Here is a 25,398-nt window from a genome sequence, read left to right as displayed (position 1 = left end):
GTCGGCCGGGCCTCTGTCGCTTCCCCTTGCCGGTACCGGCGAACGCGCCCTACAGCGCGTCTGGACCGGTGTCCCGTCGCACGGGCGCTCCCGCTGACGCACCCGGCGGTCTGTTCTCGTGCCCGGACGGGTGCATGACGATGTCGACGACGGCCCGTCGACGCAGCACCTCGTCGGGCAGGTCCGGGCTCGGTCGGGGACCGGTGGGCAGAGACCTCCCCACATTGTCGGCAGTGATGACGAACTGGTCGGCGCTCAGCCTGGCCAGGGCAGCCCTGACGTCCTGCTGCAAATCGTCCAGAGCTTCCTGGAGCTCCTTGCGGAACAACCCGATCAGCGTGTTGAGCCGCGCCTCACCGGTTCGCCTGCCACCGGCTTCCCCGTCCCATAGCTGCCCGTTGCCGCCTGCCGAAATACGGATGCTTGGCAGTGGCTGCCCGTTGCTGTTGTTCCACAGTCCGACGCGGGCGGTTCGCCGGGCCAGATGGCCCAGGCGCATGACCTGCTCCTCGTCGGTGAGCTCGTGTTTCTGTTGCTCGAAGGTGAACCAGCCGGTGGATGCGGCGGGGTTGTTGTTGCCGCCGACGACGACCGTGGTGAGCGGGTTGACGACAATGCCGGGCTTGTCCTGTTCACGCATACCCGCCAGAGCGTCATGGAAGGTCTCGCCCGGCCTGGCGCTGACGAACCGCATGTACCAGAGCCGGCCTGGCGAAGACAGCCCCTGGGCGCCTGACAGTTGTTGCAGCGGCCAGTTGACGGACCGTACAGCGTCCGCGAGGGCCTGCTGCGCCTCGCGGACCGTTCTGTCGCGATCCGGCCCGGCATCCAGTTCCTCGGCTCGCGCCAGCGTCTCCCGTGCCGTCTTCACGCTCCTGATCGCCTCCACGGCACGCCTCTCCGCGTCCCCACCGTGAACGTCGTCCTCTCCGCGGCCGGAGGCGTCCGGGCTGTTGCCGAAGCGCTCCACGTTCCGTTCCAGGGCCTGCGTGAAGATCCGACGCCGTTCCCCCTCACGCTGGTGGTTCTCCAGAGTGATCTGCGAACGCCCGTCCTCACTGGCCAGGATCACGCCGGCGTAGTGATATCCGAAGGGATGCTCGATCGTATGCGCGGCACGAGCGTGGTCCTCCAGGACGAATTGCCCATTTTCGCCGGGTGAGCCGACGGACTGGGTGAGATAGGCCTCGCCCACCTCGGCCCAGGCGTGGTCGTTGATGCCGACGGCCCGGGCGGTGTCCTGCAGCGAGGCGTGCCGGCGCTCGTACTCCGGAGCGGTGCTGAGGTAGGCCCCGTAGGTCCGGCCGGGCAGCGGCATGGCCCCGTTCTCGCCGGAACGGCCCGCCGTTTCCTCGACAGCCCACGACACGGCGCCGGTATCGGGCAGGGTGCGGTCACCGGCGGCGACTTCGACGATCGCCGCGGCCAGCCTGTGCAGTTCCTCGACCCTCAGACCGTCCGAGGCCCGCATCGCGCCCAGGGCAGTCCTCCCCTCGCCGCCCCGGAGCACCAGGTGGTCGGGATCGCCACCGATCACTTCCCTGGCCAGATCGCGGCAGACGTCGGTGGGCTTGTCCAGGAACTCCGGGCGGATCCGGTGCAGAGTGCGGTGGGTTTCCCCGTTCCGCACGGTGACCGAGACCTCGTCGTCCCAGATCAGCGACACATTGCTGTCCGCGACGCGTAGGGCGGCAGCAGCCCGTTCGAAGACCTCCCGGGTCGCGAATGCCTCCCGTACCTCGCTCTCGGTGTTGATCGCCAGCGTGGCGTCCTCGGACAGACGCAGTTCCGGATGGGAGTCCGCACCTCCCACCGACTGCTCAACGGTGGTCACGTGCATGACGGTGCCGTCGACCGTCACACCGGCCCTGTCAGCCAGCCGAAGCGGGGCCACCCGCTCGAACACCGCCGTATCCGCCGTGTCCGAGTGAACGGTGTAGTCACGAGTGACCAACGGACCGGCCGCTTCAGGTCGCAGGGCGCGGCGCGGGACGTCTTCCGCCGGGAAGGCGGTTCGCTCCGGGGCATCGGCCGCGAGGGCGTTTCCCGGATCCGGTGCGGCGCCGCCCGTCGGGCCGTTCAGCACTGCCGTTACCCCCGGGAATCGATCCGGATGACGCCGTGCCAAGTGGAGCGTGTCCTGAGGAGTCAGCCGGAGATCCCCCACCGTGGCACTGCCCGCCATCTGCACCCGACTGCCGGCCTCAGCCCCGAGGGTCAGGCCTGCCACCTCCTGGGAAGTCACCCGTACGGCCAGAACCTCCGGGGACGTGAGGATGTCGAGCACACCTGGGGTCGCGTGCGCCTCGGTGCGTTCCCGCAACGCCCCAGGGTCGTCGGACACGGCAGTCGGCCCTTCCACCGGTGTCGGCACCGGGGACCTGCCGGCAGCCGCAGTACGGACGAGCAGGTATTCACCGCCGCGCCGGTAGAGGGTCACCCGGTGCGCGGCCCCGCCGGCGGGGCCGTACGTCTCGGACGTGCCGTCCTCGTGCACCACGGTGATGTGGGCGCGGTATTCCTCCGCGGCCAGGGCCGCGGCGCTCCGGGCCAGTGCCGGGGTCCAGCCCTGGCCCGCCGCGAGTTGGGCGCGGACCAGTGCGGTGCGCTCGACGTCCGTGAGCTCCCGGCTGAAGGCCGTCGTGCGGTCGTCCATGGCGTCCTTGAACCCGCGGTCGTCGCTGAACGCTTCCAGTTGCTGCCGGGTGAGGACCACGAGCCGGTTGGGAACCGTGCCGGGCGGCGGTGTCCGGTCGGCCAGGAACGCCTGCGGCGACCGGCGGCCCTCCGTCGGCACGACCTGGTCCAGTGCTTCCCAGAACCCGTTGCCCGCGCCGACCGGCGGGAGCAGCGCGTGGACCGTTCCGTCGGGGGCGGTGACGCTCCTGCCGTCGGCAGAGGCCCGCCAGGCGTCCGTGCCCCGTTCCCTTTTCCACGGCGCTTCGCTGTGCGCGGGACGGTCCGGCACCATGACGGGCTTCGGGGCCGCGGTCGGCTGCGCGTCGCCACCGCCGTCGGCGGGCGTGGTGCGGATGCCGGGCGGCGTGCCCGGGGGCACGGCGGCCTGGAAGTGCTCGTCGGCGATCCTGAGCACCACTGACGGTGCTTCGTCCTGTTCACCGCGCTCCTGACCACGGGTGTCGCCGTCGGCTGGTGGGAACGTGACGAAGTGTCCCTCTTTGCCGACGACGGTGACCGGGACGCCGAACGTGCGCGCCGCGAGCACGGGCAGCAGGTCGGCCGCGCCCTGGTCCCAGCTCGCTTTGCCCGACGCCGGGCCGGAGCGCTGGAGCGCGGCGGCCGCGAGGAGTCCGCGCTGGTCCTCGGGGAGCGAGAGGTACGGGGAGAGCCTGTGGACGTCGGCGAACTCCCGTGCGGCGGGCGATCCTTCCGGCAAGGCGATTCCGGCGTCGGACAGCTCCTCCGGGGTGAAGGTGTCGAGCGCGTCGGCCACCGCGTAGGCCCAGAGGTCCTCGTTGCGCGGGTCGGCCAGCCGGCGGGCCAGGAGCCGGCGCAGACTGTCGGCCCGCTCGCCGGGCGCACCGCTCTCCGGCAGTGCGGAGTGACCGGGGACGGCAGCCATGAGGGCCTCGTCGAGGGCGTGGAACAATCCGTCGCCGTCCTTCGGGACGTCGCGTATCTCTAAGGTGTGTCCCTCCGGTGAGGTGATGGCCGAGCCGTCGTCGGAGGTGGTGAAGCGCGGGTGCTCGACGGCCTTCTCGGTGTCGTCCGCCGGGGGCGTGAAGACCACGGCGGGCGGCTTGGGCACCCCGTCGCGGAGCTCGGGGTTCCCGTGCTGCGCCTTCGTAGGGTCCAACTGGTACCAGCGGGTCAGCCGGTCCGTCTCGTGACGCACCCGGTGGAACTCGACGGCGGCCTGCACGGCCGTCTCCTTCAGACGGGCGAGATCCTCTTCGAGTGCGCGCAGTTCGTTCTGCTTGGCCGCCCTTCGGATGTCCGGTTCGCCGAGCGCTCCGGGCTCGGGCACCGCTTCCGCCGCCTCCTGCGGGCGGACGCTTTCCGGCGTCATGGCCGTTACACCGGGTGCTCCTTCGGCCGCGGCTTCGGGTACACCGGCTACGCCCTCGGCCTCGGCAGCGCTCGCCGTACCGCCGTCACCCGCACCGACGACGTCACCGACCGTGCCTTCCGACGCCGGTCCCCCGGAGGCGCCCGTCTCCGCGGCCGGATCGTCGGCGGGGACGGACTCCTCTCCGGCCGGTACGTCCACGGCGGCGGGCGCCACCCGGGCCTCACCCGCGGCGGGCGGAGCCACAGGGGTCTCACCGGCCGCCTTGATCTGCTCGTCCAGTTCCCGGAGTTCGTCCTGGACCTCACCGAAACCACGCCGCTTGTCCCAGTAGGCCTGGTCCGCCTTGACCCAGGCGTCACCCGCAGCCTTGACCGCGTCCCAGGCGTCGGCGAGTTCCTCGGGGAAGTTACGGTCGCCGATCATCCCCCAGGCACGGGCAGCGTCCTCGCGCACCCACGCCAGGGTGTGGGCCTTCGTCTCGGCGCCGCGCTGTCCCGGGTTGAGCTTGCCGAACGGCCCGAGCCCGCGATGGAAGAACTCGCCGACCTTGCTGTCGCGCAAGGTGTGGTCCACCTCGGCGACGCCGAGCCAGTCGGTCGGCACGGCGAACAGGAACGCTCGTGAGGGTTCCGGCTTCCCTGCCGTCGAGGAGGAGGGGCTGATGCCCAGCTTGTGGCCGTCGTTCTCCGCATGGTTGAGCAGCGTTCCCGAGGAGCCGGGCAGGATCGCCCCGGTGGCCGGGGAGGCCACCGTGGGAACCACGTTGAGCGAGGTGTCGTGCGTCCCGCCCCGCGTGACGCCGAACTCCTGCCCCTCCGACACCTTGCCGGTGCCGTTCATGGTCGCCGACGGAGCAACGGTCACCAGTCGCGCACGGGTGAGGTCCGGCCTCGCCCAGAACCGGTGCTTCCCGCGGACGTCCCCCACCAGGGCGTCGTCGGTCTGCCCCGGTACCGGACAACCGTCCTCCCCCAGGGCGTCCATGAAGAACCCGGACAGAGCCGCGTCGCTGACGGCGTTCTCCCGGGCCAGCGACGGGGCGATGCCGGGCAGGGTCAGCACCGTCCTGCGGGCCTCCTCCACCGCCGCGTCCAGGACATGGCCGGTCAGCTCGCCCGGCCGTGCGGCCGCCTGCCCGTATGCGGTGGCCAGCACGAGCCCGGAGACATCCCTGAGGTTCTCGAGTTCCATGACCCGGCGGGGCTGGAAGGTGCGGAGCGTGAGCCCGGAGGGCACAGGACGTTCCTGACGCCACCGGACGACGTCCTCCGCCGCGACCTCGTTCCCCCAGAGAGTCACGGCACGCGGGAGGTGCGGCAGTGACGTCGTCGCCAGCGGGTCCTGCGCCGTGGATCCCGTCGCCTCCTGCCCTGGCCGGACGGGCGCCCCGTCGGACCTGGGCACCGCCACGCTCAGAGGCACCCGCTCACGCAGCTCGCCGACCTCCTCCACCACCGGCGCCACCCCTTCGATGCCGATGGTGAGCTTCAGTCGGTAGGGGGTGAGGAACTCGGCGTGCGGTTCGTCGAGGGAGAGACTCTGGCTGTCGGACCTCTCTTCCGACCGGGATGTCGTCGTGCTCAGCTGGCCGCTGCCGATCTCCGTGTAGGCGGCGCCGGCCGACCCCAGCACCGAATGGCCGGTCGGCCCGCCCTCGCGCGCCGACGTGCCGAGACCGTACGACCGGCCGGCTGTCACCGAAGCGTCGACGGTCTCCGTGGCGGTCCGGTTGTCGCTGAGGTCGACGCTGTGCCCGAGTCCGTCGAAGACCGGCTTCCCGGCGATGAGCTGGACGCGCACCTCGACGGTCCGTCCTCCGATGTGCAGTGTCAGCATGTCGTGCGGGAACTGCACGCTCAGCCGGTCCGCGCGGGCTCGGGCCGCGACCCCCACCGCGGTCATCTGCTCACGCAACGACCGCAGGGCCCGCGTGCTCGCCAGGTTGCGCACGCGGTTCCGCTCGTTCTCGTCGACCCCTCTCGCGGCCAGTTCCCGGTCGAAGGCGGCGAGTGCTTCCGAGGCGTCGAGCGTGCCGACGGGGAAAGCGTGGAACGGCACGTCGCCCGCCCAGGCAGGGGTACTCCACTGCCGCTCGGTGTAGAGCGGAACGTCGCCGGCGCCGTCGTCGACCAGCTTCAGGCGGTGTGCTACCCGCTCGGGTACGGCGCCGAGCCAGCCGTCCGGAACGGTCAGCAGCAGTCCGTGCCAGCGGTTGCCCGCACCGGGGAGCATCCGGTGCGCCGGCCCCAGAACTCCTCTGGACTCGACCAGGGCGAGCAGTTCGTGCCGGGCGTCGGCCATGACCAGGTACTTGCGGTTCTTGTCCGTCTGACCGTGCTCGATGCTCACGCTGCGCGCCACGTTGGAGGCACGGCTCTTCTGACTGCCGAGCCTCCCGACCAGGGCGTAGCTACCCATGACCGGCCGTGCTGCCTCGCCCTGTGCGCGCGTGTACGCCCCCTGGCCGACGATCGCGAACGACGAGCCCTTGGTCAGCCCTCCGGACGCCTGCACATCAGCCGAGACCTTCTGGTCCATGTCCAGGACGATCGGCTCCGACACCACCGTGACGTCCTGCAATCGCACCCGCTGGATCAGCGTGCCCATGCGGTCCACATAGGGGCCTTGCCCGAAGAGGCCGGTGAGGCGCACGCCGGAGGCACTGGTGGTGAGGTCGATCCCCGCGCTGAGGACGTGCGGATGGACGGCGCGGTCGATCGTGTCGCGGACCGGGGCGCCGGGCTGGGTGAACTGCCACGATCCGCCGGAAGCCTCGGACATGACGTCCTCCACTGCCTTCCCGAGGTCCCGGTGTGCGGCGAGTCCGATGCTCAGGTAGTGCTGACCGCCGAACGGCCGGGGGTCGGGGGACGGCTGCGCGAGGGACGGTCCGGCGTCCGGGCCGCCCGAGATGCCGGAAGCGTCGGGGTTGGCGGAGGCGTCGGGAGCATCGGGGATTCCTGGGGTGTCCGGGGCCGGGGTGCCCGTGGTGTCCGGGGTGCCGGGCACGAACTCGCCTCCCGTGGCGAGGGCAGCGGCCGTGTCCGCGTCCAGCGTCTGCTTCCGTGTGACCACCGGTTTCCGGGCGTCCGCGGGCGATGCTTCCGCCTTCGTTCCCGTCCCCGTCCTCTTCACCGGCAGCGCGTGCTCGCCGGGCACCGAGATCAGGACCTGCCCTCTCACGGGTCCCGTGAGGAGCGCCTGCGGGGGATCGCTCCGCACGAAGTGCTGGAGTCCCAGGAACCCGCCGAAGATGCCGATGCCTCGCAACAGGCTGCGCGGCCGTGAGTATCCGCCGACCTGCGCGGAGAGCTGGAGGTCGTACCGGTACAGATCGGGGGCCCTACCGGTCGACGACGTCTCGAAGGAGGCGCTGCCCCCGTAGCCCGACTTGTCCGACCGCTGCTGGCCCCAGCGCGGCCCCACGCTGATCGCGCCGGTGTTGGGCGAGACGCTCGAAGAAGCTTGGTCCCGCGCCATCGCGCTGAACTCGAAGCCTTCCTCCGTACCCCGCTCCGCGTTGCGCGACCCGTCCAGCTTGTCACTGCCGGAAGTGCCCTGCTTCAGACTCGGCTCGCTCTGGGTCCCTTCGTATCTGCGGTTGACCATGCGGGCGTCGATCCACACGTACCGGCGGGCGCCGACCAGCCGCTCGCGTTCGACCAGCGGGATCCGGATACCGGTGGTGATCAGCGCTTCGAGGTTCCCGGCCATGTTGTGGTGGCTCAGGGCCCCGATGACCCTGAGTGTGTTCTGCAGCACTGTCTCGTAGTGCCGTTTGCCGCGCCACCGCTCGTCCTTCGGGTCGCCGAGCTCCTCCAGGGGCGCGATGGTGCCGGGGTGGTGCTGCGCGAGCGCCTTGAGAACCTGGTCGGTGAAGCCCTCCAGCAGGGTCTGCTGGGACGCCTCCGCGCCGGTTCCCGCAGCGGGTTCCGTACCCGGACCCGGCGTATGCGCCGTCACGGGGTCCGCCGCCGGCCGTCCGGACTGCTCGGGCACCGGACGCACATACACGCCGTCGTCCCAGCTGAACGCCTCCACCCGGCCTGCGCCGAGCATCGGCGGATCGTTCTCGGTGAGGTACACCGGGGCCTGCGGGACGGCACCGGCATCCTTGCGCAATCCCGTACCGTCGTCCCAGCCCGCGAGGCGGCGCGCCTCGTGCCGGGGCATCCGGTCGATGGTCCGCACCGTGTACGTCTTCGGCCTGTCGCTGCCGGTGCGGCGCACGACGACCTGTTTCTCCACTTCGTAGAGGACGGTCGGCGCGCCTTTGACGCCGACGGTCCACTTGCGGGCCCCTGAACCGCCGAAGCCCATGCCGTGTGTGATGGAGCGGCTGATCCTGCCGAAGAGGCCCGCCATCACACGCCCGACCCAGCCGTCCGGACCGAAGCTACTGCTGGGCCCGGCCGTGGCGTTCATTTCCTGGCTGTTGGCGAGGGTCAGCGTCCGCTCGTTCTTGACCGTCTGCTGCACGGCGTTGCTCAGCTCCGCCGCTTCGGTCTCCGACAGCAGCCGTGCGCGCAGCGGCACCACACGATCCACCACGAAGGCGCCGATGGGGGTGCGGTCGGCGTCGTCCCGGACCAGTGGCGGCCCCGGCACGGAACCGCGGTGGAGCCGTTCCGCCTGCTGCTGGAAGGACTCGCTGGTGAAGAACTCCGATATCTGCGTGTAGGCGCTGCTGCCCGGCTCGGCGCCGAAGGCTTCGATCGCGTCGCGGCGCAGGTCTTTCACGGACAGCACGCCTTCGGTCCGCACCATCCGGTAGTCCGCCGTCGGGCCGAGCTTCAGTTCCTTCGGGCTGAGGGTGTCTCGGTCGTCGTGGGTCGTCAGGCCGTCGGTGAGGCGGACGGAGAGGCCGTGGCGGACGCCGAAGGTGAAGCCCGACAGCCTCGGGGCGTCCCAGCGGTACTTCGTGCCGAACCTCAGGAAGCGCTGGTACCCCGAGCGGTGGCGCTTGGCGTACGAGCGGACGTCGACGTCGTACTGGACGTCCGTCAGGTGCAGGCCGGCCGTCTCGGTGGTGCTGGTCTCGACCTGGCTGACGTTCTGGTCGGTCAGGTTGAACTCGTAGCCGCGGGTGCGGCCGAACACGAACCCCAGGCGGCCGAACCCTGCGGCAAGCGCGCCGAGCGGACCGAGCACCACGGCCGGCGCGATCTGGCGGGTGCTCGACTGGGTCCGGCTCGCGCCGGTGGTGATCTGGCTGCGCTGGCCGTCCTGCAGCTTCGTCGAGGCGGCCGGGTCGGTGAACCTCTCCCAGTTGTGGTGCGGGCGTGTGACGACGTGCAGGACGCACCGGGACTTGTCCGCGGCGGTGAAAGGGGAGGACTCCCATCCGTCGCCGCCGAACCGGCGCGGGGTGTTCACCAGTGCCTTCCTGAGCTCGGCGGCGATGCGCTTGCGCTCCGCGCCTTCCGGAACCCCCGCTCGCGCGACGATGTGCGCCACTGCCTCGTCGATCCCCCGCAGGGCGGGCAGGGACGTGCCGTAGGTCGTCTCGGTGGTACTGGTGAGCCACTCGGGGAGCCGGGTGCCGTCGTCGAACCTCACCGGCCCGGCCGATGCCGCGGGCGGCGGCATGGCCTCGTCCACCCTCGCCGGCCGGTGCCGGTCGAGTGCGGCGTCCATGTCAGCGTCGTCCAGGGACTTGGCGTCCGCCGGTGACGCGCCCTTGCCGGCACTCTTCACCGGATCGTTGCCGACGTCGTTCCCCGGATCTTTGTCGGGGTCCTTGCCCGGGCCCTTGTCGGGATCTACCTCCGTCTGTCCGGCCGACGCCCGGCTCCCGGCGGCCTCGCTCGCCGGGCCTGATGCGGGTGCGGGCGCGGGCGCCGTCGGCAGAGGGGCGGGTATCGGGTCGGCAGCAGCCGTGGTTGCCGCCGCGACGGCGGTACGTACCGTTTCTGCCGGCGGAAGCGCGCCTCCGTCGGCAGTCGAGGCGCGCCATGTACTGGGCGCCTCGTCAGGTGACCCCGGGGATGTGGCGTCGCCCTGCCCCGGTACGGCATCGCGGGACGGTGCGGGACCATAAGCGTCACCGCCCCTGTCCGGCCACGTGCGTGCCGCCGCAGTGTTCCCGATGCCCCGGGGAGCGGGTGCGGGAGCGTAGTGCCGGCGGAGATCACCGGCGAGATCGGGGTCGATGTCGGTGTTGCTCAGGAGCAGGGAGACCAGATGATGGTCGCTCAGGCCCGCTTCCCTGACGGACACCGCGCTACCGGGGCTGAGCTGCCAGTGCGCGTCCGCGACACTGCTGTACTGCTGGATGCCGAGGTCCGCGAGATCGTTCCTGGTCACCCGGACGCCGGCGAGCGGTCCCCGGCGCAGGCGCTCCCGAAGGTCGTCCGTGAGCTCCGGCCCGCCTGCGACGTCGATACGGGCGGACGGGGCGGTGACGGGCAGCGGCGGCACGGGGTCGTCCGCCCGGGTCAGCTCACCGGGTCGGGAAGTCCCCGCCGCCTGTCCGGCAGAGGACGTGGCCGGCGCGGCGCCGTCCTCGGGATCCGGTTCCCTTTCCGACGCGACGCCGTGCGGTCGGCGGCCACCGGAGGGGCCTTCGGCCAGAGGCGCGCCGTGGGCGTACGGGGCGTAGACCTCAACGATCTGGCGCAGATGGTCGTCGGTCAGGGCGAAAGCGTCCGGATCGTCGCCGTGCAGCCTGCCCATGAGGCTGGAGCCCTGACCGCCGTCCCGGTCGTCGTGCACTCCCAGGCCGTGGACGAACTCATGAACGAATGCGAGCGGGTGCACATCGGCGAACCACGTCGCCTGGTTCATCCCGTGCCCGTCGGCCGGCTCTCCCGGCCGGACCTCCACGACGCTGTGGGCGGCCTCCGGGTCGGTGACGAACTCCACGCCCACATGGAGAGCGGGCCCCTCAGGGACGGCGGCGTCCGCCGAACGCCGCACGTCCGGCTGCAGGGCGGGGAGCCGGTGGCCCCGGTCGTTGACGTACCGCCCGAGCCCTTGGACCAGGCCGTCGCGTACCCGGGTCAGGTCCTCCTCTCCGGCTCCTTCGGACGCCACCAGGTGGACGCGCCGGACGAGCGACAGGAGCGGGGGCCGGTCCGCCGCTCCGTCGTGCCACGACCACAGGTACCCGACACCGGTCCTCTCGCCGGACGCGGGCGGACGGACCAGGCGACGCCGGCCCTGTGCGTCCTCCTCGATCCGGAAGGGCTCGGTGTCCCCCTCCAGCCTCCGCCACCGGTCGGTGACGACCTCTCCGCTCCCCGCGGCGGGACCGTACGCTGCCGGGTCCGCGCCACCGGATCGGCCCGGGAGCGCGGCATCCACCCTCCGGTCCGCCGGTCCCGCCGGTTTCCCCGTCCCGGCCGGAGAGAGGGGCGTGGCTTCCTCCGGGAACGCCACGGCGGTGACGGACGGGACCTGGGTGACATACGGGACCTCCTCCCGTCGCCGGACGAGTCCGTAGTCCACGGGGGGCGGCACATCCTGCCCCCCGCCGCGGGGGCCGGGGGCGGCCGGCCGAACAGGCCCTGCCGAGGGCTCGGCGAGGGAACCGGGGCCCTGTCCGGCGGGCTCCTCGTCGAGCGGGGCGTCGGTCGCGCTGTAGTGGTTGGCGCCGTTGTAGTGGACCTCGACGCGCTCGGTGGCATCGGCGGGCCCGGCAGCCTCGAACACGAGCTGCCTGCCGGTGGAGAGGTCGTGGACGGCGACATCGATCCGCACACCGAAGGCGTGGGCGATCAGGGGCAGGAACGCCTCTCCCTGGTGGCCGGCCCAGCGGGTCTCCCAGTGCTCCACGGCCTCCCGCAGAGTGGCGAGTTCCCGCGCGCTCAGCGGCCGTGAGATGTGGCGTGTCCCCAGCTCAAATCGCAGCTCGTCGTCGGTGGGCGGGGAGGTGTCCATGTCCTCGGGGAGGATGCCGTACTCGATCGCACGCTCGTGCAGCGCGGCGTGGTCGGCACCCACGAGCCATCGGCCGAACTCTTCGTCCGTCAGGCGCAGTTGGCGGAGCACCTGGTCCGGGACGGCGCCGGTGGACGCCGCCCCGTCCAGATAGGCCAGGACACGGTCCCGTACGGCCCGGGTCGCGGTGCGCATCGGCTCGTTCCCGGGCAGCACCCCGGTGTGGGAGTACTCCTGGGCGGCGTAGCGGAGGTCGGAGCGGACGCGCCCGATGTCGGAGAGCCAGTCACGGGTGCGGCCGTCGCCGTCGTCGGACGGTGCCAGCTGTTGCCGGACGGACCAGGGCGCACTGCCGACGAAGGCGTGGAGGAGGCATTCGCCGTTGGCCACGGTCTCCTGGGGACGACCGCCGGTGAACCCCCCGGGGACGGTCGACGCAGACGAGGGGAGCGGGGTGGACGGTCGGGTGGCGGGCCGTGACCGGGTATCGGCACCGGTCCCGCCGCCGGCCGGGTGCGTCGGCGGCGACGGCCGCGGTGCCGTGGCATCGCCGAGACGGTGGTCGCGGAGCCGCCCGGCGAGAGCGGGCATACCGGCGATCAGGCGGTCCTGCCAGGCGCGGTAACCGGCCTGGGCATTGCGGAATCGCTGGACGTCCCGGTCGAGGACCTCGAAGTGCTTCGCGATGGCGCCGACGGTCTCATGGCTGTGTTGGAGCCGTCCGTCGGCGGCATCGAGAGCTTCCACGGCGGCCGCCCGCTCCCGCCGGAGGTGCGACAGCCGTACCTCCACGTCGCCGGCGTCCTCGGGCCGTGGGCCGGCGGCAACTGTGTCGGCGGGATCGGGAGCAGTTTCGGCACCGGAGAGTTCGCTGGTGGCGGCGATGAGGTCGGCCTCGGCCCTGGCCAAGGTCGCTCTCGCCACGTCCTGGTCGGTCATGGCCGCGGAGAGGTGGGCCACGGCGCCGACAAGCTCCTCTTGGACGCCCTGCTTCGCATTCTCTCCCCAGCTGACCCGCCAGTGCGCCTCCGCCTCCGCGCGCAGGGCGGCCAGATGCTGGGAGATGTGGTCGGACATCGCCTGCCAGGCGGCCTGTTCCTCCGGGCCGGAAGTCGACAGCTCACTGGTCTTGTCGAATGTCCAGCGCTGGAGACCGCCGTCGTCGGTACGGAGGACCAGCGTGAGGGGCCGGCCGGCTCGGAAGGCCGCGCTGGAGGCGGCATGGAGCGCGCGGGCGAAACGGACATCACCGGGATCGGCACCCAGGGCGAGCCAGACCTCCGGGGCGGGGTCGTTCGCGTCGAGGCCCGCGGCCAGCAGGGAGGAGAAGCTGTCCGGCGGAAGAGCCGTCCAGTCGCGCGGTTCCGCGTTCTGCTGTCCGGCGACCAGCGAGCGCAGATCGTAGACCCCGGGCCGAGGGCGCGCGTCGGTGACGCCGTAGCCGAGCACGTCGCGTTCGAGGAGGCGGAGGTCCAAGCTGCCACTGACATAGCGGACACCCTCGGGTCCGGTGACCGAGATGACGGCGTCGACCATGCTCTCGTAGGTGGCGGGGCCGCTTCCGTCGGCGGGCTGCGACGTGCTGCCGGTCTTGATCCATTCGCGCTGGGCGGCGGCGTTGGCCGCGCCGTGACCCTGGACGACGGGCGGCCGCCCGAGCAGCGGGATCTCCAATCCCAGACGATGCGTGTCGTCGACCGCGTAGGCGGTCGGCAGACTCAGCATGCCTCCGGAACCGGAGGTCAGCGTGTAGGCCGCGGATCGTCCGGGAAGCCTCAGCTGGTCGAGTGCGACGTCCCTGGCCTCGGTGATACGGCGGGGGTCGAGCAGGGTGATGTGGAGGGCGACCCGTTCGTCGGAGCCGAAGAAGGCCGGACGGTTCAGCTCTCCGGTCAGCCCGGTGGTCCGGGGCGGATGCAGGCTGACGTCCGCGGAGCGCAGGAGTTCGCCGAGGGTGACGGCGTCGGCCTCGCCGGAGTCGGAGGACCTGCCCGCCGTGCGGGAAGCCGACAGTCCGGGTGCGACGTCCCGCACGGCCTGGGCGAGTTGCTTCGAGGCGTTGAAGCGGAAGACGGGACTGGCGCCGGTGGGCAGGAGACGCAGCCGGCCGCCGTCGTCCCGGCCGTCCAGGGGGTTGTCCGCGGAGAGGGCGGGCGTGGACGGGACCGGAGGGCTCGCGAGGGTGGTCGCCTCCGAGCCGGTGAAGCGCAGAGTGACCATGGCGGGCACGGTCGCGCGGACGGTGTCGTCGGTTCCGCTCCAGAAGGACGGCAGGCCGCTGAATGGTTCGGAGCGGACCGTCGCGGTGTATTCGTAGAGGACGTCGAAGTCGGCGGCGCTGTCGGTGCGGATCCAGTAGCGGTTCTCGGCGGACGTGGCGTTCTTGACGGTGTCGCCACTGGTGGCGGAGAACGCCAAGGCAGCGGCGGTGCGGTCGGTGCGGGTGTCGTCGGTGGGGCGGGGGTAGTGGGCGGTCGGGGTCACGGTGGCGGTGTGCCGGATGGTCTCGGTGACGCTCGACGATGTGTTGTCGGGCGCGTGCACATGGACCTGTTCCTGGCCGCCGCCCGCCTCGGAGACAGGGCGTCCGCGGACGGTGCGCAAGGCTTCGGCGTCCTGCGCGGGCCGGGCCTGGAGGGCGACCTCGACGAGCCGCGTTCCGGCCAGGCCCGCGTGGAGGAAGCGGAAGCGCTGGGCGCCGGCCGGCCCGCGGCCGGGGAGGGCCCGCAGCGCGGTGGGCGAGGTGAGGTCGGCGATCCTGGACATGACGCCGGGGAGGTAGGTGCCGCTTCCCGGGCGGGTGATGCCTTCGGCCTTCTCCTCGACGAGCTCGGTGAGTCGGGTGCGCAGTCGGTCCCGGGTTTCCGACCACAGGGTGCTGTCGGTGGCGCTGTCAGGGGTGGGCTGCTCGTCGAGCTGGCGGACGGACAGGACTCCGGCGAAGCCCGGGTCGCCGGTGCGGACGAAGCCGTCGGGGAGGGGCAGCGTCGCCTCGGGCCGCGGACGTTTGCCGAGGCGGGGCACCGCGGTGAACCACGCCGCGTCGCGTGTCACCTGCGGATCGCTGACGAGGAACTGGGCGCGGCGGGGCATTTCGACGGCGACGGTCACCGGGGGCGTGTCCAACATGGGGTTGTTGGCCGCACTGCGTACGCCGGTACGGACCGTCATCAAGATGGTGGCCCCGCTGCGGATGCGGTGCTGCTCACCGCTCTCGGTGGGGGTACGGGTGACGGCGGTGGACGTGGTGTGGGTCTCGCCCGTCTCCGTGCGTCGGGACTGCGCGTAGCGGCCCGAGGGGTTGGCGGCCGGACGGGGGCGAGGCTGTGGTTCGCCCTCCGCCGGCTTGGGGGCCCTCTGACGAGACGTCACGGTGACGCCCGTCGTGGGGCCCTGGCTGTCGACGGTCTGGTGCGCCGCGGTGTCGGTGGTACCGACGTCGGTCTCCAGGTACTGCTTGGCGGAGTGCAGGTGCTCGGGGTCGTGGAGATAGCCCTGAAGCTCGATGGAGAACTCGCGGTCGCCGGCCAGACCGGGCAGCGTCAGGCCCTCGATCACGTAGCCGCCCTTGAAGATCTGGTGGGACCGGGCGATGAGGTTCGCCGGGCTGAGCGTGGCGTGCAGCGCCTCGGCGAAGGAAGTGGTCGAGTCGGTGGGGGAGGCGGGGATCAGCCCGTACCGGGCGAGCCTGTCGGTCACCGCCTTCGTCACCCTGGCTCCCAGGGCGACGAACGGCGCGTACCAGGGCTGCTCCTGGCGGCCGGTTTCCCGGCGGCCGGGATGGGTGTCGGTGACAATTTGCTCGAAGGCCTCATGGAGGGCGCTGCTCACGCCGGGCAGCGTGTCCATCACGGCGTCGTCGGGGAGCCGGACGATCTCCGGGATGCGACCGCCCTGGCTGTTCGTGGCCCTCCCCGCCAGCCGGGCTCTGTCGGCGAGGGTCACGGGACGGATGACGGGTGGCGGCGTCGGCTGGGGTGGCGTGGGGCGGGTGGCGACCGTGCGGTGGTGCGGAACGGCGAGCGTGAGCATCCCCGGGACGGTGCGGACCGGCTGTGCTTCGGGGTCGGTCTGCTGTCCAGAGCCGGCAGGGCTGCCCTCGGCGGCGGCGAAGCACCGCTCCGGCTCGCTGCCGTCGTCCGTGTAGAGGTCGAGGCCGTAGCGCACGGGCACGTCGAAGACCTCGGTGCTCTGACCGGAGCCGATGAAGAACTGGTCCTGGTTGACGCCGGAGCCGAGTATGGAGGTGCGTGTGCCGTCCTTCGCGTACATCCAGTCGCCGGTGAGACCGAGGGTCGGGGCCTCGTCTGCGGTGCCGAGCGGTCCGCTGACCCCGCCGCCGAAGCCGAGGCGCCCTCCGCCGGTCCGGCCGTCCGCCTCGGTGCCTGAGACGCTGAACGAGGACACACCCATCACCTGGACACCGTCCAGGGTGCGGCGGTGCCGTGTGGGCACTCCGGCGGCGCGCTGGGCGTGGAAGCGCAGTCGCACACGGTCCGGTCCGCCGGTGACCGGGGTGGGGACCTCGAACCAGACGGAGTGTCCGCCGTCCAGGGCCGCGTCGCTCGTGGCCCGCAGGCCGATGCCGGACCGCATCTGCTCGAAGCGGCGTAGGTTGAGCAACCGGGCCCGGGCGGCGTGGGCGTCCATTCGGTCGTCGTGGACCGGCGGAGAGGGCGGCAGGTAACCGTTTTCCCGCAGCCACGTCTCGGCTGCGGTGAAGAGCTGTTCCGTCCCTGAGTGCGCCAGCGGGGCGGCGGAGAGGCCGAGTCCCTCGAGCTCCTCCAGGTCGTCGGGGAGTGCGCGCGTGCCTTTGCCGGGCGCGTGCGTCGTGCCGCGCGCGTCGGACGCGGGGAGCATCCGCATGCGCATGCCTGCCGGCCAGGGGCCGAACTTGCCCTCGCGGGTGTTTCCGCGTGCGTCGATGAAGGTGACGGAATGGGTGACCGTCGCGGGAACCAGCAGATGAGAGCGGTTGCTGCGCACGGCGTGGTCGAGGGAGGCGCTGCCGCCGAGGTTGAGGAGGGCGTGGGACTGCGAGGTGAAGCCGCCCTTGCCGACGACGGATCCGCTGACACGGCTGTCCGCGTTCGGGTGGCCGGAAGCGTGGTCGTCGGTGAAAGCAGGTCCGACACTGCCGTCGACGGCCACGCTGCTGCTGTACTTGGCGCTGCTCTCGACCTTCACGGTCTGCGTGACATGCGCCTCCAGATTGATTTTTCCGTCTTCCGAACGGTGCGTGGGCGTCCCCGGCTCCACTGTGGTCCGGAGCCGGAACATGCCGACGGCGTCACCGTTCGCGTCGAGCAGGACGGGCGAGTAGAGGCCGCCGTCCTGGAGCGGCAGGGTGCCGCGCAGCGTCCCCTCGGAGAAGAAGGTCTCCAGTTCGGCGGCCGATGCGGCGGACAAGCCGGAGAGTTGGCGGGCGAACTCTCGCTGTGCCTCCCGCAGCAGCCGTCCGGGGTCGCCCACGCTGTCCACGCCCCAGACGGGCAGGTCGTCGAGGGCCGCGAGTGGAGGGAACTCGCCCGTGTGATCGGTGGCCAGGTGGTTGGGGAACCACGCCGTGACCGCGCCCCGCGGGGTGCCGGGGACGAAGTTGCGGTCTCCGCGGGGAGGTTGGGCGTCGTCGTCCCCGGGTCGGTCCGGAGACGGTGCGTCGATCCACGAGCGCCATTCGGGGGTGTACTCCACCGGCTGGGACAGCTCGTTGCTGCGCTGCGCGGTCATGGTCTGGACGACATCGGTGACCGTGGTGCTGGCGGAGAACTGGTTGTGCGTCACGGAGAAGGAAAGGGCGACGTTGACGCGGCTGACCGGGCCTCCCACCTCGATGGGGATCTCGGGGGTCCAGGGCATCGCGATGGTGCGGTAGTTGCCGGAGATCTGGGAACCGGAGAACTCCTGGGTGCCGAGGGCACGCCGCTCGACGCGGGTCTCCGGCGGTGCGCCGCCGACGTTGTCGCGTTGCGAGGGGACGGGATCGTGCAGGACGAGCCGGACGTCGACGGTGCGCTGACGGCCCGCGTGGTCGATGGTGACGCGGTGGCCCTGCGGGCTGAACAAGTAGGGCAGGTCGCGGGTGAGGGCCTCCCCGCTCAGGTGGTACCGCAGCTGCTCCAGGGCCTGTTCGGCCTCCTGCGGTGAGGCGTCGGCGTCGATGCCGAGGTCCCGGACCAGCTGCCCGTGGAGTGCGTCCACCACCTCGGGCGGGAAGGGCTCGACATGGACCAGCCCCATGTGGCCGCCGCGGCCGAATGCTCTGATGAAGGACGCGAGCCGACCCTCGTCGTGTGCCGGAGCCGGGGCCGGGGCGGCGTCGTGGGCCTGGGAGGGGCCGGCTTCAGGGGCCGAGGACGGGCCTGGCTGGTCCGGTGTCTCCTGGTCCGGTCCGCCGGGCAGCCTGCCTGCCGGCGGGGACGTCTCCGCCTGCGGTGTCCGAGCCCCTGCCACCATGACGTAGGGACTGCCGGTGACGAAGTACTTCTCCAAGGCCTGGGCCTGCTGGATCAGCGACCGGTTCCGCACGGAGTCCAGCGCCGCGTCGCCGTAGACCCGCCCCACCCACGCGGTCCGCTCGTCGTGATCGAGCTGGCGCCATTTCTTGTTCGGGCCCAACTGTTGGTTGACCGCTGCCATCAGATCGTTGCGCAGCCCGGGGTCCAGTCGCAGCCAAGCGGAGCTCGGCCTCGCCGCGGCCGCCTCGGCGGGCGCCGGACCCTCCGCGGTCGTCTCCAGGACAGGCCCGCCGGGGAGGTCCGCACGCCCCTCGTCCCTGGCCGACGGGGCCGGCGGGGAGAGCAGGTCCAAAGAGCGCGGAAGGCTCAGGTCGGGCACGGTGAAGCCGAGGTACTCGCCGATCTTGGCAAGGTCCTCACGCGCGAAGCCGCGGTCAGCGGCCTCGATGTGGTGGTGCTTCAGTGTTTCGTACTTCGCTTCCCTGGCCGCCTCGGAGTCGGTCCCGGCCCGCCACGGCAGGTCAGGTTCGCTGCCTTCGGTCTTCACCATGTGGGTGACCCACTGCCCGCTCAACGTCGGGACTTTGGAAAGGGCGATCCGCTGGTACCCGACGGTTTGGTGCCAGGACTCCAGCCGTCCGGCCTGGAGGTTGCCCGCTTCCTCCAGGTAGCGCACCTCATGGCCGATGAGCGCGTACGGCTCGAGGTTCCCGCTGCGGAAGCCCAGGTGGCTGAGCCTGCTCTCGCCGCGCCGGCCCAAGTGGTCGAAGACCTTGAACTGGTCGGCGCGCGTCGCGTCGGGGAAGTGCCTCAGCCAGGCCTCGCTCTTCCAGAACTCGGTCAGGTCGAAGACGTTGTCATGTGTGTCCGCCAGCTCGGTGTAGCGGTCCGCTCCGTCGGTCCCCTTGTCCCCGGCGATGACAACCGTCACGTCGTCCGGAAGCGCCTTGATCAGCTGGCGTACTCCGGTGAGGCTGGTGTCGTGCTGCGGGTGTGCTCCGCCGTTCTTCCCACTGAACCGCGACCACAGCACGACGTATCTTCCGCGGTCCGGCACGCCCAGCTCCGCGAGGAACGTCCCGGCGCGCGAATCCGGCCGGTCTCCCAGCCCCCAGGCGGCGCGGATCTTCCTCCGCTCATGGCCCTGCCTGCCCCATCGGACGGTCACCTCCTCAGTTGCGTGCGTGACCGGCCGCTGGAAGTGGGGGCTGCGCAGGTTTTCCGGGACCGGCGGCTGGACCAGGTCGTAAGGCAGCGCCTCGCCCCGCCTGGTCACAGCGGTGTACAGACCGTGCGGATCCTCGGAGTGAAAGACGTGGATCCTGCCGGACGCAGAGGCCAGTTCCGCGCGGAACTGCTCCTCCAGCGCCTTCTCCTTCGTGACCAGCGCCTCTGGCGTCAGCCCCTGTGTGGCGCGCAGCTCACCGAGTTCCCGCTCGTACTCCGCCTGCACCCGCGCGCCAAGGCCTCGGCGCAGGAAGTCGCTCACCTGGTCGCTGTGCTCGGGCCCGGTCAGGACGGTGACATGGAGCTTCGGGTTGAGCACCAGGGCAGCGGACATCCCGAACATGTCGCCGGTGAAGTTGCCGGCCGTCACCATCATCGCGCGGTGCGGACCGGTACCGGCCCGGAAGGCGCCCTTCAGGTCGTCAAGGGCGGCGGTCAGCGCGGCGACGTCATCCGATGTCGCCCCGAACTCGTTCTCCCACTGCTGCTGCAGTTCACCGAGAAGCCTCCTGTTCCTGGCCGTCTCGGCAAGTCCGGTGACGAACGTCGTGCTCAGCGAGCCACTGGTCTCCATGCGCCGGAACGCCTCGCCCCGCATTCCCTCCAGCGAGTCGCGCAGCGCCACGGAGCCGGCCGGGTTGCGGTGCAGCGACCACAGCAGGTCGAAAAGGTGCTCCTGCTTCTTCACGCCTGTCGTCACGGCGAACGAGAAGGCCTTGTCCATCATGGCGTCCAGATCGGTGGCCGTTCGGAACCCGTTGATGGCGACGACATCGGTGGAGTGCGTCGCACCGGGGCCGATGGTGACCCCCACACCGTCGATCCGGCCGGTGAGAGCGCCCTCGATCTTCATGTCCGGTGCGAACGGGGTGAGATCGGCGTGCGGACGTGCCTTTTGGATCGCCTCATTGAGTTCGTCCGCTCTCGACCGCACGTCCCGGCCATCGAACCGGAAGTCGAGATCCGCCACCGGGCGCGGGCTGCCGTGCTTCAGGGCGGTCTGCGCGCCGCCGGTCAGCAGCACCGGCTTGCCGAGTTCCTCGTGCACCAACCGGGAGAACCAGGCACCGACCTCCAGCGTTTTCGCCGTGCTGACTGCCGGTGGCAGCGTCACTGTGCCGTCGGCCGAGGCGCCGGGGAGCAGGCTCGGTCCCGTCTCGGCTGCGCTGGAGGTGGAGGCCGGCTCCCTCAGCGTCACCTCGAAGCTGAGCGTCTTCGGCCCGTCAGCACCCTGGTAGGAGAAGAGCAGCTTGTGGTTCCCGATCTTGAACCGGGTTGCGCCGCCCGTCACCGTGATGTCGGAACGGTGCTCGGTGGCACCGATCTTCCGGAGGATCCGGTCCACCAGTTCGGCGCCCGAGACTGATGTGTCATCGACAGTGATGGCAAGTCGCTTCTCTGTACCGAGCGCGGCCTTCCAGGCCCTCTCCAGTACGTCGGCCGCGGCAGCGCTCACCTGCAGCTTGGCGGACCCGCCGCCACGCAGCCGGGGACGAGGGTCGCGGCCGAGTACAACGGCGGCTATGGCATCAGCAGCCTCGCGCGTGGACCTATGGGCGAGCGACCCGTCGGCGGCCAGATCTCGGCGAATCCAGGCGACGTCCGCCGCCTCGATGTGCGCGGTACCCGGTTCCAGCTGCTGCAGCCGCTGATTGACCTCGTGGTAGAGGTCAACTCCCGGCGGCAGTTCGTGGACCCCGGGCGACGACTCCGGGTCGGAGGACGTCTTAAGGCCGCTGTGCCGCCGGAGGTCGTCGGCCACCTCCGGCTCAGGCGCGACCTGCGTGGGCGCATCCTGCAGCCCGGTGACGATCCTGGCCAGCTTCTCGAGTGCGCCCGTCTCCCGACTCCAGTAGGACCTGTGGGCATCCACAGGGCCCTTCCCGGGGCCGACCTCGAACTTGATGCCGCCGAAGTTCCGGGACACCGGGTCGATGCCGTAGCGCTTGTAACGGCCGGATCGCCAGTTCAACGGGTTCAGGCTGAGCGTGAACTTGATGATGTCGTTCGGAGACTTCGCCGCCCAGACATTCGCCGGATCCAGTCCGAGAGCCGAAGCATTGTTCACCCCGATCCCAGGACTGCCGACAGAGATCGAGGTGACCCCACGATCCACACCGAGAGCGAGCGCCTTCCCGGCCACCAGCGAGCCGTAACTGTGCCCCAGCACCGACAACCTGGCAGGCGGCGTCCCCACATGTGACGCTGCCAGGCCGTGCAGGAAGCGATTGAGTCCGGGTGCTCCGGCCGTCGCCCTCCTCGCGTACGCGGCGTCCACGACGTTGATCGGCGCGTCGTAGCCGAGCCACAGAACGGAGGCCGTGGGAACATCCGAGAGCTTCATCGCCTCGATACGGAGATCATGCGACCGCGTCATATCCGTCTCAAGCCCGGACAATGACGTGCCTGTGCCCGGTACGTATGTCACCACGTTCGTCGCCGTGTCCGGATTCCCGATCGAAATGACGGCGTGCCCCGGGCCCTCGATGTCCACATGAAGGAGGAATCGCTCGGGCTCCCGGGAATCCGGGTTGGACTGATCGGCAACGACGCCCAGACCAGCAATCAGCCGGTCGATCCGGCGCAACTCTCCTTCGGCGAACCGCCGAACCAACGGAAAAGTGCTCTCGATCCGCAGTTGCGCCTCGGCGCGGTCCACCAGAAGCAAACTCTGCAACTGCCCAAGCACCCTGCGGTTGGCCGCGTCCCGGACTGAGGACGGCAGCCCGTCCAGCCTCCCGATCCCGACCGGGGACGACTCCAGGTACTGCCCGCGTCGCTCGTCGGAAAGAGCCGCCCACCACTGCGCGTTCTCCCTCGGAGTCCTGCCCATGGGCATGCCGTTGACGTCGCCCGGCAGCAGCGCCGGGTCCTCTGCTCTCGCGGTCACGGCCTCCCGCGCGGCTTGGACGCCCGCTCCATTGTCCGATCGCTCGGCCATCCGCTTCTGAAGCTTCGCGAACTCCTCGCGCTGGGCCTCGGACATGACGGCCGCGGACGTGTCGAGTTGCCCGGCCAGGCTGGACAGACGCCTGGCCGGCGCATCCTGGTCGAGAGCGTCCCGCAACACGGCGAGCAGCCCGGAGACCATGGAATCGTCCGTGTTCACCATGCCGACAAAGGGCTGCGACCACTGCGAAGCGCCCTGCTCGGCCGCCGGGTTCTGCGGGGCAAAGTCGTGGGAAGACCGCATTTTTTGAGGGTCGACGGACCGAGGCGAGTGCGCGAGGGCGGCCGGTGCCGGTGGCGCGGACGGGCCGGACAGGCCGTCGAACGTCTCATCTGCCTGAGGGGCCGCGTGGAAATCAGCAGCGGGAGCCGTGGTGGCCGTGCGAGGCCGCTCCTGAGCGAGCAGCGCCGGAAGCTCATTCTCGGACCAGGCCCGCGCGTCCGGATCCTCGGCGCCGAGGACCGAGCCCTCGGACTCGTAGCCGGAGTCATCCGCATCGTCGGCGCTGAAGGCCGAACCCTCCGACTCATAGCCGGAGTCATCCGCGGTGTCCGCATCTTCGTCGATGCCGCCCGTCCCCGACGAGCGGGTGTCCACAAGGAGGGCTGGCCGTGCGGCATCGGGGGTCCGGCCCTGGGCCATCGGGAGCGTGGTGGGGGTTGCGGAGACCACGGTGAGCGCGTCAGGGGCTTGGAGGGCGTCCGAGGTCTCGCCCGCCCGGGCGGGTCCGCTGTCAGCGGCGACGGGCTGCGCGAGGGGCCCGATCCCGGCGGCCCGCATCGTGCCCGGAGCCGGCGTACCCGACGTGACAGGGGCAGGTCCCGCTGTCTGCGGCCCGTCCGGGCCGAGGGCGGCGCCGCGCACCGATGGTGCCGACGACGCCGTGGCTGTGGCACCCGGTGCGAGTACGGAGGGGGCGTCGGCCATGCCGTCGTCTTCGGCCGGCTCGTCCGTCTCGCCGCCAGGTCCGGCGGCCTCGCCCTCCTCGGTACCGCGCGTGGTGTTCGAGTCCGTGCCGATACTGGCGCCGTGTGCGCTGCCCGCGGGGAGGCCCGTGGCGGCAGACGACTCGGTGCGGACCCCGGTGGGCGCGTCGGCACGGACGGCAGTGGGTGTCTCGGTACGGACGCCCGGCTGCGGAGCGCCCGTCGTGGTGCGGGCGGTCGCCTCGGGAGACGCGGAAACCTGTGCGGGCGGGACGGTACGAGGGACACCCCCGGCGTCTCCCGGCATGCCGCTCGCACCGGGACCGGGGAACCCGGTGGCCCGGATGCTCTCCCCGGTCACCGGCGCACCGCCCGCTACGGTTCCTGCGCCCGGGTCGTGGAGGATCCCGTCCGGGGCATAGAGGACCTCGTCCGGGTCGTGGAGGATCCCGTCCGAGGCATAGAGGACCTCGTCCGGGTCGTGGAGGATCCCGTCCGGACCATCTGACGCCTCGTCCGGATCGGCCGGCAGCCACTGCGGCTCGTCATGACCGCCCGCTTCCATGGCTCCGGACGGCCCCGGACGGCCGGACGCCATCCCCCCACCGGGCACGGCACCGGAACCAGCGCCTCCCGCCACCGGTGCGCCGGCACGACCGGTCCCGGACCCGGCCGGCGACTCGCCCCGGCCGGTACCCGCCGCGCCGCTGCCGGCGGCGGCGACGCCACGCCCGGCGGCCGAACCCACCGCATCGGCGCTCGTCCGCACAGGCCGGCCGCCTGCCCCCTCCCGGACGCCCGCGCCGGAACCACCGCCCGTCGTGTCCCGGCCGCCCTCACCCGAGACTGTGCCCGGCCCCGACCCGTTCGGCGTGACCTGGCTGAACCACTCGCGCAGCGAGGTCCCGAACTTCTCGGCTCCCCGCTCCGCGCCGCCCTCGACCACCGACATGGCGCCCGCGCTCCAGAACGTGGTCCAGTTCCACACGAACCCGTGCCCGAACGCCCCCATGACCAGCACCTCGGCCAGGGCCTCCGCCAGACCGCCGACGACGAACCCGTCACCCGCGTCCACCGCCGAACTCCCCGGCCCCCGGCCCGGCCTCCCACCCGCGGACGTCACCGTGTTGACGGGGCCGAGCCCGCCCGGCGGCGGATCCCGGAACAGCGAACCGCCGGCACCGCCGAAGCCGCCAGGACCGCCACGGAACGGATTCGGCGTCAGATTCCGCAAGCCACCCGTCGCAGCTCCGAACCCGGTGCCCAGTCCGCCCGCGACCGCGCCGAACGCACCGGCCTGTCCGACAGCCCCCCAGTCCACGCCGTCCGGACGGTACCGCTCCGGCCCGAGCTCCATGAGCAGCAAGCGCACCAGCAGCGTCTGGATCGCCTCGTCCGCGGCCCCCGTCAGCATGCCCATGTTCTGCTGCACACGCATCAGCAGCATCATCAGATACGTCAGCAGCGTCACCCGGCTCCGCGCCATGGCCTGCGGAACCGCACTCGCCGTCGCCCCACCGGTGAACGCGGCCAGCAACAGGGCGATCTTGATCTCGATCAACACCCGCACCAGCTCGGCGAACATGCTCCACTTGCCCTCGGTGATGTCCAGGGCCATCCGGAGCCTGCCGTCCGCCACGGCATCCATCTGCCGGGCGAACTCCCGCAGATGATCCACGCCACCGTCGTCGAACAGCTGCCGCATCCCCGCCAGGAACTGCGCGCCCATCGACGCGGGCAACGCACGCGCCGTCTGCTCGACGGTGTCACGCAAATGATCCGAGAACTCCCGCAGGTCCCCCGCCATGTCCCGGAAGGCGCGCTCGCTCAACGCCGCGAGGTCCTCGTTCGCCTGCGGGAACTGCTGGCCCGCCACCAACAACCAGAAGGCCTCCCACTCGGGCGGCAGTTCAATGGCCATGG

At 71.3% G+C, this 25,398-nt stretch carries 1 protein-coding gene; it reads right to left on the bottom strand.

The window, feature by feature from the left end; all coding sequences use genetic code 11:
* Positions 1 to 49: 49 nt before the first annotated feature.
* Entirely contained in the window at positions 50 to 25,396 is a 25,347-nt protein-coding gene (locus DN051_RS43215; protein ID WP_112443195.1) for an alpha/beta hydrolase, read from the bottom strand.
* Between the last annotated feature and the right edge of the window lie 2 nt (positions 25,397 to 25,398).

The organism is Streptomyces cadmiisoli (genome assembly GCF_003261055.1).
GTDB classification, from domain to species: domain Bacteria; phylum Actinomycetota; class Actinomycetes; order Streptomycetales; family Streptomycetaceae; genus Streptomyces; species Streptomyces cadmiisoli.
This window is presented reverse-complemented; position numbering and strand designations above follow the sequence as displayed.